A 12,370-nucleotide genomic window follows, 5' to 3' on the forward strand; every position below is an offset into this window, starting at 1 on the left:
CAGGCGGCCTTTGTATTTCGCAGATTAGTCGATCAAGCGCCCTGGCGCTTGTCCTCGACCTTCCACTTGCCACCGTCGTAGAACGCTTTCCAGCCAGTCGGCTTGCCGTCTACTTCGGACTGCACGTACTGCTCCTTGGTCTTGCGGCTGTAGCGGATCACGGCCGGGCGACCGTCCGGGTCCTTCTTCGGCGCTTCACACAGGAAGTGGTACTTCGGATCGATCTCGTCCTTGTGCGGCACGATTTCCAGCACCAGCGGTGCGCGGGTCTCGCGGTTTTTCGGGAACTGGCTGGCAGCCAGGAACAGCCCCGAAGCGCCATCACGCAGGATGTAGGTGTCGTTGACCTTCTCGCATTTGAGCTCGGGCATCTTCACCGGGTCCATCTTCGGCGGCGCCGCGTCACCGCTCTTCAGCAGTTTGCGGGTGTTCTTGCACGTCGGGTTGGTGCAGCCGAAGAACTTGCCGAACCGGCCGGTCTTGAGCTGCATCTCGCTGCCGCACTTGTCGCATTCCAGGCTTGGGCCTTCGTAGCCCTTGATGCGGTAGCTGCCTTCTTCGATCTCGTAGCCGTCGCAATCCGGGTTGTTACCGCAGATGTGCAGTTTGTGCTTCTCATCGAGCAGGTAAGCATCCATCGCAGTGCTGCAGATCGGGCAGCGGTGCTTGCCACGCAGTACCAGCGACTCGGATTCACCCTCGTCGTCCGCAGCGATTTCATCGCCCGGCACCAGGTTGACCGTGGCCTTGCAGCGCTCTTTCGGCGGCAGGCTGTAGCCCGAGCAACCGAGGAACACGCCGGTGGACGCGGTACGAATCTGCATCGGACGGCCGCAGGTCAGGCACGGGATGTCAGTCATCACCGGCTGGTTGGCGCGCATGCCGCTCTCTGGGCTTTCGGCCACTTCGAGTTTCTTCTTGAAGTCGCCGTAGAACTCGTCCAGCACGTTTTTCCAGTCGCGCTCACCCTGAGCCACGTCATCGAGGTTCTCTTCCATGCCGGCGGTGAAGCCGTAGTCCATCAGGTTGGAGAAGCTCTCGGACAGTCGCTCTGTGACGATATCGCCCATCTTTTCCGAATAGAAACGACGGTTGTGCAGCGCCACGTAGCCGCGGTCCTGAATGGTCGAGATGATCGCCGCGTAGGTCGAAGGACGACCGATACCGCGTTTTTCCATCTCTTTGACCAGGCTGGCTTCCGAATAACGTGCCGGCGGCTTGGTGAAGTGCTGGGACGGGTCAAGCTTGATCAGCTTCAACGTATCGCCCTGGGCCATGTCCGGCAGCACGTCATCATCGCCTGGCTTGGCAATTTGCGGCATCACGCGGGTGTAGCCGTCGAACTTGAGGATGCGGCCCTTGGCACGCAGCTCGAAGTCGCCAGCGCCCACGCTCACCGTAGTGGACAGGTATTGCGCCGGCAGCATCTGGCAGGCCAGGAACTGGCGCCAGATCAGCTCGTAGAGGCGCTCAGCATCGCGCTCCATGCCGCTCAGCTTGCTTGGCTCGGTGTTGGCGTCGGACGGACGAATCGCTTCGTGAGCCTCCTGTGCGCCTTCCTTGCTGCTGTAGACGTTTGGCTTCTCCGGCAGGTACTTCTTGCCGAACTCGCTTTCAATATAAGTACGCGCCATCGCGACTGCGTCCACCGACAGGTTGGTGGAGTCGGTACGCATATAAGTGATGTAGCCGGCCTCGTACAAGCGCTGGGCCATCATCATGGTTTTCTTCACACCAAAGCCCAGGCGGTTACTCGCGGCCTGTTGCAGGGTGGACGTGATGAACGGCGCCGATGGCTTGCTGCTGGTCGGTTTGTCTTCACGCTTCACGATGCTGTAGCTGGAAGACTTGAGCTTCTCCAGCGCGGCCATGGCCTGGGCTTCGTTCAGCGGCTTGAAGGCCTCGCCTTTCTCGCGGGCCACTTCAAAGCGCACGTTGGCACCCTTGGCGGTGCCGAGGTCGGCGTGGACTTCCCAGTACTCTTCGGGGATGAACGCACGAATCTCGCGCTCACGCTCAACCACCAGCTTCACCGCAACCGATTGCACACGGCCGGCGGACAGGCCACGGGCGATCTTGGCCCACAGCAGTGGCGAAACCATGTAGCCCACGACGCGGTCGAGGAAGCGCCGGGCCTGCTGGGCGTTGACGCGGTCGATGTCCAGTTCGCCCGGTTTGGAGAAGGCTTCCTGGATGGCTTTCTTGGTGATCTCGTTGAACACCACACGCTTGTAGCGGCTGTCATCACCGCCGATGGCTTCCCGCAGGTGCCAGGCAATGGCTTCCCCTTCGCGGTCCAAGTCCGTTGCGAGATAGATGGTGTCGGCATCTTTGGCGAGCCGGCGCAGCTCTTCGATGACCTTTTCCTTGCCTGGAAGGATTTCGTACTTGGCCTTCCAGCCATGGTCCGGGTCCACCCCCATGCGCGAGACCAGCTGCTTGCGCGCTTTCTCTTTAGGGGTAAGTACCGGACCTTCGCCCGCAGCCGCCTTGCCGCGCTTGGCGGCTGGCTCCTTGCTGGCGCTAGCCGAACCGCTGGTGGGCAGGTCTCGGATATGGCCGATACTCGACTTCACCACGTACTCGTTGCCCAAGTACTTGTTGATGGTCTTGGCCTTAGCCGGGGATTCCACAATGACCAGCGATTTGCCCATGGATCGGAAAATTCCTGAATTCGAGAAGTGAAAGGCAGTTGGCGCCTGTCGCGGCAACGCTATATATAGTGGCAACAAGGTGAGGTCAAGCGCAGCATTCTGCGCGACCTGCCGTTATTGCCCTGAAAAAAGACTGGGTTCGGCCTGGACCAAAGCAAAGCGCGGGACCTGCTCGCCGTCAACTTCGACGGTCTCCACGAACATGCTCAATGGGCGCACCCAAAAGCCGTAATCGCCATACAGTGCTTGGTAAAACACCACTTCTTCTTCGGTCTCGGAGTGCCGCGCCACATTGAAAACACGGTACTGCGGACCTTTATAATGCTGGTAGAGCCCTGGTTCGACTTTCACGCTCTGGCCCTCTTACAAAATTTATTAAAAAAAAATTCAAATCTGCCCAAAAACAAAAACCGGGGCACTGGGCCCCGGCTTCCGTCAACCCAACGCTTAGACGCGTTCGAAGACGGTGGAAATGCCTTGGCCGAGACCAATGCACATGGTGGCTACCCCGAGGTTGCCGCCATTCTGCTTCATCACGTTAAGCAAAGTGCCAGAAATCCGTGCACCGGAGCAACCGAATGGGTGGCCCAGGGCAATCGCACCGCCGTGCAGGTTAACCTTCTCATTCATCTTGTCGAGCACTTTCAAATCTTTCAGCACGGGCAGGGCCTGCGCAGCGAAAGCTTCGTTGAGCTCGAAGAAGTCGATGTCGTTGATGGTCAGGCCTGCGCGCTTCAAAGCTTTTTGTGTGGCCGGTACTGGACCATAGCCCATGATTGCCGGGTCCACACCCGCCACCGCCATCGAACGGATCACGGCCAGCGGCTGGATACCCAGGTCTTGGGCACGCTGCGCCGACATCACGATCATGCACGAGGCACCGTCGGTGATTTGCGACGAAGTACCGGCTGTCACGGTGCCGCCCTTTGGATTGAAGGCCGGCTTGAGCGCCGCCAGGCTTTCCAGGGTGGTGTCCGGACGAATGGTTTCGTCGTAGTCGAACAGTTTCAGGAAACCGTTCTCGTCATAACCGTTCATCGGGATGATTTCATCCTTGAACTTGCCTTCCACGGTCGCCTTGTGGGCGAGCTGGTGGGAACGCAGGCCGAATGCGTCCTGGGCTTCGCGGGTAATGCCGTGCATTTTGCCGAGCATTTCCGCAGTCAGGCCCATCATGCCCGAGGCTTTAGCCGCATACAGCGACATGTGCGGGTTAGGGTCGACGCCGTGCATCATGCTGACGTGGCCCATGTGCTCCACGCCACCGACCACGAACACATCACCGTTGCCGGTCATGATCGCCTGGGCGGCCGTGTGCAGTGCGCTCATCGACGAACCGCACAGGCGGCTCACGGTCTGGCCAGCGGCGGTGTGCGGGATCTGGGTCATCAACGACGCCATGCGCGCGATGTTCCAGCCCTGCTCCAGGGTCTGGTTGACGCAGCCCCAGATCACGTCCTCGACTTCGTTCGGGTCGACCTTGACGTTGCGCTCCAGCAACTTGCTGATCAGGTGTGCCGACATGTCTTCGGCACGGGTGTTGCGGTGCATGCCGCCCTTGGAGCGGCCCATCGGTGTGCGACCGAAGTCGACAATCACCACGTCTCTTGGATTCAAGCTCATAAATATTCTCGCTCTAGTCGTCTGGGCGCTTAACCGAAGAAGCTCTGGCCGTTCTTGGCCATTTCACGCAGCTTCGCGGTCGGGTGGTACAGCGGGCCCAAATCAGCGTATTTGTCAGCCAGGGCAACGAACTCAGCCACACCGATCGAATCGATGTAACGCAGCGCACCACCACGGAATGGAGGGAAACCAATACCGTACACCAGGCCCATATCGGCTTCGGCAGCGGTCTCGACGATGCCGTCTTCCAGGCAACGTACGGTTTCCAGGCACAGGGCGATCATCATCCAGTTGATGATGTCTTCGTCCGACACCTCACGCTGTTCGTAGATGACCGGCGCCAGTACTTCGTGCACCGAAGGGTCGGCCACTTTCTTCTGCTTGCCCTTCTTGTCCGCCTCGTAGGCGTAGAAGCCCTTGCCGTTCTTCTGGCCCAGGCGCTTGGCCTCGTACAGCGCGTCGATCGCCGAACGGCGGTCGTCTTTCATGCGGTCCGGAAAGCCTTCAGCCATCACGTCACGACCGTGGTGACCGGTGTCGATGCCAACCACGTCCATCAGGTACGCCGGGCCCATCGGCCAGCCGAATTTTTCCATGACCTTGTCGATGCGCACGAAGTCCACACCGGCACTGACCAGCTTGGCGAAACCGCCGAAGTACGGGAACAGCACGCGGTTGACCAGGAAGCCCGGGCAGTCATTGACCACGATCGGGTTCTTGCCCATTTTCTTGGCGTAGGCAACGGTGGTGGCAATGGCCAGCTCGCTGGACTTCTCACCACGGATCACTTCCACCAGCGGCATCATGTGCACCGGGTTGAAGAAGTGCATGCCGACGAAGTTTTCCGGACGCTTGAGGGCCTTGGCCAGCAGCGAGATGGAAATGGTCGAGGTGTTGGAGGCCAGGATGGTGTCGTCTTTGACCTGGGCTTCCACTTCAGCCAGTACCGCCTGCTTGACCTTCGGGTTCTCGACAACCGCTTCGACCACCAGGTCGACGTGGCCGAAATCACCGTAGGACAGCGTAGGACGAATGCCGTTAAGCACTTCAGCCATTTTCGCGGCAGTCATGCGACCTTTGTCCACACGACCGACCAGCAGCTTGGCGGCTTCTGCCAGGCCTTGCTCGATACCGTGCTCGTTGATGTCCTTCATCAGGATCGGCGTGCCTTTGGACGCCGACTGATAGGCGATACCGCCGCCCATGATTCCGGCGCCGAGTACGGCAGCCTGTTTCACGTCGCGGGCAATCTCGTCGTAGGCCTTGGCCTTTTTCTTCAGCTCCTGATCGTTCAGGAACAGGCCGATCAGGCTTTGGGCCGCCGAGGTTTTCGCCAGTTTGACGAAGCCAGCAGCTTCTACTTCCAGGGCTTTGTCGCGACCGAAGTTCGCGGCTTTCTGGATGGTCTTGATCGCTTCAACCGGCGCCGGGTAGTTCGGGCCGGCCTGGCCAGCCACGAAACCCTTGGCGGTTTCGAACGACATCATTTGTTCGATGGCGTTGAGCTTGAGTTTTTCCAGCTTCGGCTGACGCTTGGCCTTGTAGTCAAATTCGCCGCTGATGGCGCCCTTGATCAGGTTCAGTGCGGCTTCGGCCAGTTTGTCCGGGGCAACCACAGCGTCGACGGCACCGACTTTCAGGGCGTCTTCAGCTTTGTTTTCCTTGCCAGCGGCAATCCACTCGATGGCGTTGTCGGCACCGATCAGGCGCGGCAAGCGCACGGTGCCGCCGAAGCCTGGGTAGATGCCCAGCTTGACTTCGGGCAGGCCGATCTTGGCTGTGGCCGACATGACGCGGAAGTCTGCAGCCAGGCACATTTCCAGGCCGCCGCCCAGCGCGATGCCATTGATGGCAGCCACGGTGGGAACATTGAGGTCTTCGAAATCGCTGAAAATCTTGTTGGCTTCGAGGTTGCCAGCCACCAGCTCGGCATCGGGCAGCTTGAAGTTGTGGACGAATTCGGTGATGTCAGCGCCGACGATAAACACGTCCTTGCCGCTGGAAACGATCACGCCCTTGACCGAAGCATCTGCTTTGATGGCGTCTACGGCCTGACGCAATTCATTCAGGGTTAGACGGTTGAACTTGTTGACGGACTCACCCTTGAGGTCGAACTTCAGTTCGACGATGCCACTTTCAAGAGCCTTAACCGTGATGGCTTTACCTTCGTAAATCATCAACTGATCTCCACGATATGGAAGCTGAACAGTACACATTGGACGCTGGCCTCTGGTTGGACACTGACCGTTGCGTCAATGCTCATGCCAATCCGCCAGGCACACCCGCCAATGCGATAGTCGGGGTTCTGTATGAGCAGTCTGACAGACAAACGCTCAATTCATACGCCCGTTTGATTTGGGTACGCCCACCTTCATCCAATTCCGGACAATTGTCAATCGCTCGAAAGGCTAGGAAAAACGCGACTTTCCAGTCATTTCAGAACCCCGGCCCTAAGCCCGTGATTCATCAATATTCAAATATTCACGAAATCAATAATAGAAAAGATGCGGGAAAAAGCTGTACAGAAGCGGATATGCCGCTAGGCTAGCGACAACCGTAACGCGCCTGGATGAACATCCGACGCGGGTACCACAGGTTTACCGGCCTGCCTGGCCAACTCCAGCCCGATGATGATGTCGGGCTTTTTATTGCCTGCCGCTTTCCATGATTTGCACGCCCTTTGTAGGAGCCCGGCTTGCCGACGATGGGGTCCGCAAACATTGCGCCAATCTTGAGAATGCCATCGCCGGCAAGCCGGGCTCCTACAGGGGGTTGTTGCAGGCCGCCAGGGTCGGTGTCAGGCCAAGGCCTTGAGCAGCGTATCGATAGCCTTCAACACGCTCGCCTCACCCTTCTCGCCCCAATACAAGGCGATCATCTGCTTGTCGGCCTCGACCTTGTAGACGTTGGCCGGCAGCGTTGCAAAATGCGGCAACAACTTCTCATCCACGCACACTTCGCGCCATTGATTGACCCACACCCCCGGCTCCAACTGCCAGTAACTCCAGATCGCCGGGGTGCTGCCCCGCCGTGGCCGGCAGTACTGAGCGCAGGGGCTCGGCGGCTCTGGCTTGAGCCAGTGCGGCCACTCCTGAGGTGCCAATTGCATGGCCAGGCCGATGCGGCGTGCCTCCATGCGCAGGGCCATGCGCCCGCTCTGGTGGCGCGACGGGCGCAGCCATGCCAGGGGGCTCAGAACCACCACAAGGATTGACACCACTATCCAGACCGTCATATGTGTACTCCCGAATTTCTAGATGAGCGGATTTGACCTGACGCAACCCCATCCGCTTGAAAGCAGCCATACTGAACATATTGCAGTCCCTTGGAGGAACGCCTCATGCCCTACCAACATATTCTGGTCGCTGTCGATCTGACCGAAGAGTGCGATCCGGTGATCAAGCGCGCGCAGGAATCTGCATTGGCCAATGGCGCCATACTGTCGCTGGTGCATATCGTCGAGCCCATGGCCATGGCCTTTGGTGGCGACGTGCCCATGGACCTTTCCCAGTTGCAGCAACAACAATTTGACCAGGCCAAGGAGCGCCTGGACCGTTTGATTCTCAAATACCCGCACCTGAAAAAGGAAGACTGCCACCTGACGTACGGCCAACCGCGCCAGGAAATCCACCATCTGGCCAAGGAAAAGGCTTGCGACTTGATCGTGGTGGGTAGCCATGGTCGTCACGGTTTGGCGTTGTTGCTGGGTTCTACAGCCAATGATGTGCTGCACGGTGCGCCGTGCGATGTGCTGGCCGTCAAACTGATCAAAAACGCATAACCCCTTGTAGGAGCTGGCTTGCCAGCGATAGCGGACTATCAGCCACCAGATGTATGGCCTGACAGAAGGCAATCGCGGGCAAGCCGGCTCCTATAGGTTCCTATAAAAAACCCGGTGTTCATCAGATGAACACCGGGTTTTTTAATGCACTGGAATCACTCAGGCATCCAGCTCGGCCCAACGCTCAACCAACGCTTCCAGCTCCTGGTTCAATGTTTCCAGGGAGGCGATGACCTTGGCGGTTTCCGCCGCGGGACGCAGGTAGAAGCTCGCCTCAGCCATTTGCGCCTCTACCGCGGCAATCTGCTGTTCCTTGGCGTCGATATCACCCGGCAAGGCTTCCAGTTCCCGTTGCAGCTTGTAGCTGAGCTTTTTCTTGGCCGCCGGTGCAGCGTCCTGGACCGGTGCAGCCTCGGCAACCACAGGCGCCACGACTGCCGAGGTCAAGTCAGCCTTGCCGGACTTGCTTTCGGTCACACCCAGCAAACGCGGCGAACCACCCTGGCGCAGCCAGTCCTGGTAACCACCGACGTATTCACGCACCTTGCCTTCACCTTCGAAGACCAGGGTGCTGGTGACCACGTTGTCGAGGAATGCCCGGTCGTGGCTCACCATCAACACGGTGCCGTTGAAGGTCAACAGCACTTCTTCCAACAGTTCGAGGGTTTCCACGTCGAGGTCGTTGGTCGGTTCGTCGAGTACCAGCAGGTTGGCCGGCTTGCTGAACAGCTTGGCCAGCAGCAGGCGCGCACGCTCGCCACCGGACAAGGCTTTCACCGGCGTACGTGCACGTTGCGGGCTGAACAGGAAGTCGCCCAGGTAGCTCAGCACGTGGCGACTCTGGCCGTCGATGTCGATAAAGTCGCGGCCTTCGGCGACGTTGTCGATCACGGTTTTTTCCAGGTCCAGCTGGTGGCGCAGCTGGTCGAAGTAGGCCACGTCGATGCGCGTGCCTTCTTCCACGGTGCCGCTGGTCGGTTGCAGACCGCTGAGCATCAGCTTGAGCAAGGTGGTCTTGCCGGTACCGTTGGCGCCCAGCAGGCCGATACGGTCGCCGCGCTGCAGGACCATGGAGAAGTCCTTGATCAGGAACGGGCCATCCGGGTGGTGGAAGCTGACGTTCTCCAGCACCATCACCTGCTTGCCCGACTTGTCGGCGGTGTCCAGCTGGATATTGGCCTTGCCGGTGCGCTCACGACGCTCGCTGCGCTCTACACGCAGGGCCTTCAGGGCACGCACGCGGCCTTCGTTACGGGTGCGACGGGCCTTGATGCCCTGGCGGATCCAGACTTCTTCCTGGGCCAGCTTCTTGTCGAACAGCGCGTTGGCGGTTTCTTCGGCAGCCAGGGCGGCTTCCTTGTGCACCAGGAAGCTGGCGTAGTCGCCGTTCCAGTCGATCAGGCCGCCACGATCAAGTTCAAGGATGCGGGTCGCCAGGTTCTGCAGGAAGGAACGGTCGTGCGTGATGAACAGCACGGCGCCCTGGAAGTCCTTGAGGGCTTCTTCCAGCCAGGCAATCGCGCCGATATCCAAGTGGTTGGTCGGTTCGTCGAGCAGCAGCAGGTCGGGCTCGGACACCAGGGCCTGGGCCAGCAGCACGCGACGACGCCAACCGCCGGACAACTCGGCGAGGGTCTTGTCGGCCGGCAGTTGCAGGCGGCTCAGGGTGCTGTCGACCAGTTGCTGCAGGCGCCAGCCATCACGGGCTTCGAGGTCCTGCTGGACGTGCATCAGCTTGTCCAGGTCTTCTTCGGTGACACAGTTCTGCGCCAGGTGATGGTATTGCGCAAGCAGCTCACCCACACCGTCCAGGCCTTCGGCAACCACGTCGAACACTGTCCGTCCGTCGGCCACCGGCAATTCTTGCGGCAATTCGCCAATCTTTAGGCCCGGGGCGCGCCATACAGAGCCGTCGTCGGGCTTCTGGTCGCCTTTTACCAGCTTCATCATGCTGGATTTGCCGGTGCCGTTGCGGCCGATGATGCACACCCGCTCACCACGGGCGATCTGCCAGGACACCTTGTCCAACAACGGCATAGCGCCGAAAGCAAGGGACACATCGCTGAATTTGAGCAGGGTCATACGCTTCTCCAAAAACTGGGCGCGCATTCTACCTGAGTTAGGGGTGGGATGCGGCTGGCATTTTCGCTGTCGACACGTTCTGTAGGACATTTCCAGCGAACTTGAACGAACCGGCCGGCAAAGCTTTCGTAGGCTGCGGGCAAAAGGCTAAGCTAGGGGCAATCAGTGTCGGCGGTGCCGGTGCTAGTCGTGATTTCTCTGCACGGACGTCTCATGCGCAGTCGCCTTTTTAATCTTTTATCTTGTCTGCTTCTCTCTGCCACCGCCGTTCAATCCGCCCAGGCCGTGGACCTCACCACCCAACGTCAATATTACGATGAAGCCAAACGCGCGCTGGCCAAGGGCGATACCGGCCCGTACATGCAATACAGCCAGGCCCTCGCCGACTACCCGCTGACGCCCTACCTGGCCTACGACGAGCTGACCGCCCGCCTGAAAACCGCGAGCAACCAGGAAATCGAGCAGTTCCTCGCCAAAAACGGCGACCTGCCCCAGGCCAACTGGATGAAACTGCGCTGGTTGCGCTGGCTAGCCGAGCGTGGCGACTGGCAGACCTTTGAAAAGTACTACGACGCCAAGCTCAATTTCGTCGAGCTGGACTGCCTGCATGGCCAGTACCAACTCACCCACAACTTGAAGGCGGAAGGCTATAAGACCGCCGAAAAACTCTGGATGACTGGCAAGTCCCAACCGGCGGCCTGCGATGTCACCTTCGGCCAGTGGGCGGCAGATGGCCAACTCACCGAACAGAAGATCTGGGACCGCGCCAAGCTCGCCGCCGAAGCGCGCAACTACGCCCTGGCCAACAGCCTGGTGAAAACCCTGCCCACCCTCGGCGCCCAAGGTCGCTTGATGGTGGACGTGGCGCAGAAGCCCGACATGCTCAGCGACCCGTCACGCTTCCTGCCGGCCACTGAGGCCATGTCTGACGCCGTGGGCCTCGGCTTGCGTCGCCTGGCGCGCCAGGATCCGGACAAGGCCATGGCCCTGCTCGACGGCTACGCCAGCAGCATGCACTTCTCGCGTGACGAAAAAGTGTCGATCGCCCGCGAAATCGGCCTCACCCTGGCCAAGCGCTATGACCCGCGCGCCCTCGAGGTGATGACCAAGTACGACCCTGAACTGCGTGACAACACCGTCTCGGAGTGGCGCCTGCGCCTGCTGTTGCGCCTGGCCCGCTGGGAAGATGCCTATCAGTTGACGCGCAAACTCCCACAAGACCTGGCCACCACCAACCGCTGGCGCTACTGGCAGGCCCGCAGCCTGGAACTGGCCGAGCCGAAAAACCCGCAAGCGCTGGTCCTGTACAAGCACCTGTCGCAAGAGCGCGACTTCTACGGCTTCCTCGCGGCGGATCGCTCCAAGGCCCCGTACCAGTTGAAGAACAAACCGCTGCCGATGAGCCAGGCGCTGCTCAACAAGGTGCGCAACACCCCCGGCGTGCGCCGTGCCCTGGAGTTCTACGCCCGAGGCCAGATCGTGGATGGCCGCCGCGAGTGGTACCACGTCAGCCGTCACTTCAACCGCGACGAGATGGTCGCCCAGGCCAAGCTGGCCTACGACATGAAGTGGTACTTCCCGGCGATCCGCACCATCAGCCAGGCGCAGTATTGGGACGACTTGGACATCCGCTTCCCGATGGCCCACCGCGACACGCTGGTGCGTGAAGCCAAGGTACGCGGCCTGCATTCCAGCTGGGTGTTTGCAATTACCCGCCAGGAAAGCGCCTTCATGGACGACGCCCGCTCCGGCGTCGGCGCCAGCGGCCTGATGCAACTCATGCCCGGCACTGCCAAGGAAACCGCGCGCAAGTTCAGCATCCCCCTGGCCTCCCCCGCCCAGGTGCTGGACCCAGACAAAAACATCCAGCTCGGCGCCGCTTACCTTAGCCAGGTGCACAGCCAGTTCAACGGCAACCGCGTGCTCGCCTCCGCCGCCTACAACGCCGGCCCAGGCCGTGTGCGCCAGTGGCTGCGCGGCGCAGACCACCTGAGTTTCGATGTGTGGGTGGAAAGTATCCCGTTCGACGAAACCCGCCAGTATGTGCAGAACGTGCTGTCTTATTCGGTGATCTACGGGCAGAAGCTCAATTCACCCCAGCCGCTGGTGGATTGGCATGAGCGGTATTTTGATGACCAGTAATAAAGGCAGCCTTAAGCCACAAGCTTGAAGCTTCAAGCTCAATAAAAAATGCCCGTATTTCTCAATGCGGGCATTTTTTTATGGGCAG

At 59.9% G+C, this 12,370-nt stretch carries 8 protein-coding genes; 2 read left to right on the forward strand and 6 right to left on the reverse strand.

Translation table 11 applies throughout. The annotated features are described in order from the left end of the window. Positions 1-32: 32 nt before the first annotated feature. The 5 genes from topA to CWC48_RS02605 all read right to left on the reverse strand — a co-directional run bounded on the left by topA (position 33) and on the right by CWC48_RS02605 (position 7,512). The gene (gene topA, locus CWC48_RS02580) at positions 33-2,654 is read right to left on the reverse strand and encodes a type I DNA topoisomerase (protein WP_099494401.1); all 2,622 of its coding nucleotides are present in this window, start codon (positions 2,652-2,654) and stop codon (positions 33-35) included. A gap of 114 nt (positions 2,655-2,768) precedes the next feature. Then, a complete protein-coding gene (locus CWC48_RS02585) occupies positions 2,769-3,005 on the reverse strand; it encodes a DUF1653 domain-containing protein (RefSeq protein WP_078047427.1) in 237 nt (78 codons plus the stop codon). A gap of 96 nt (positions 3,006-3,101) precedes the next feature. Beyond that, complete coding sequence (gene fadA, locus CWC48_RS02590; protein WP_016975260.1) at positions 3,102-4,277, reverse strand: acetyl-CoA C-acyltransferase FadA; 1,176 nt, start codon at positions 4,275-4,277, stop codon at positions 3,102-3,104. A 29-nt stretch (positions 4,278-4,306) separates the two neighbouring features. Further along, positions 4,307-6,454 carry a fatty acid oxidation complex subunit alpha FadB gene (gene fadB, locus CWC48_RS02595; protein WP_100491283.1) on the reverse strand — a complete coding sequence of 716 codons (2,148 nt, stop codon included), beginning with the start codon at positions 6,452-6,454 and terminating at the stop codon, positions 4,307-4,309. A gap of 620 nt (positions 6,455-7,074) precedes the next feature. Next, positions 7,075-7,512, reverse strand: a complete 438-nt coding sequence (locus CWC48_RS02605; protein ID WP_100491284.1) for a hypothetical protein — start codon at positions 7,510-7,512, stop codon at positions 7,075-7,077. A 105-nt stretch (positions 7,513-7,617) separates the two neighbouring features. Here CWC48_RS02605 and CWC48_RS02610 point away from each other — a divergent pair, with 105 nt between their 5' ends. Then, entirely contained in the window at positions 7,618-8,058 is a 441-nt protein-coding gene (locus CWC48_RS02610) for a universal stress protein (protein WP_078047424.1), read from the forward strand. 159 nt (positions 8,059-8,217) lie between these two features. On the opposite strand, the gene CWC48_RS02615 is transcribed toward CWC48_RS02610, so the two are convergent. Further along, positions 8,218-10,140: an ATP-binding cassette domain-containing protein gene (locus tag CWC48_RS02615; protein ID WP_100491285.1), complete on the reverse strand. Its 1,923-nt coding sequence runs from the start codon at positions 10,138-10,140 to the stop codon at positions 8,218-8,220. 213 nt (positions 10,141-10,353) lie between these two features. Between CWC48_RS02615 and CWC48_RS02620 the strand changes: the two genes are divergently transcribed. Further along, the gene (locus CWC48_RS02620) at positions 10,354-12,282 is read left to right on the forward strand and encodes a transglycosylase SLT domain-containing protein (RefSeq protein WP_099494397.1); all 1,929 of its coding nucleotides are present in this window, start codon (positions 10,354-10,356) and stop codon (positions 12,280-12,282) included. Positions 12,283-12,370: the final 88 nt, after the last annotated feature.

This window comes from Pseudomonas sp. S10E 269, assembly GCF_002798465.1.
In the GTDB taxonomy this organism is placed as follows: domain Bacteria; phylum Pseudomonadota; class Gammaproteobacteria; order Pseudomonadales; family Pseudomonadaceae; genus Aquipseudomonas; species Aquipseudomonas pergaminensis.

Bases quoted from the DNA above. Each gene is read 5' to 3' on its own strand.
- topA (WP_099494401.1), bottom strand. From the start codon at position 2,654: ATGGGCAAATCGCTGGTCATTGTGGAATCCCCGGCTAAGGCCAAGACC.
- fadA (WP_016975260.1), bottom strand. From the start codon at position 4,277: ATGAGCTTGAATCCAAGAGACGTGGTGATTGTCGACTTCGGTCGCACA.
- fadB (WP_100491283.1), bottom strand. From the start codon at position 6,454: ATGATTTACGAAGGTAAAGCCATCACGGTTAAGGCTCTTGAAAGTGGC.
- CWC48_RS02605 (WP_100491284.1), bottom strand. From the start codon at position 7,512: ATGACGGTCTGGATAGTGGTGTCAATCCTTGTGGTGGTTCTGAGCCCC.
- CWC48_RS02610 (WP_078047424.1), top strand. From the start codon at position 7,618: ATGCCCTACCAACATATTCTGGTCGCTGTCGATCTGACCGAAGAGTGC.
- CWC48_RS02615 (WP_100491285.1), bottom strand. From the start codon at position 10,140: ATGACCCTGCTCAAATTCAGCGATGTGTCCCTTGCTTTCGGCGCTATG.
- CWC48_RS02620 (WP_099494397.1), top strand. From the start codon at position 10,354: ATGCGCAGTCGCCTTTTTAATCTTTTATCTTGTCTGCTTCTCTCTGCC.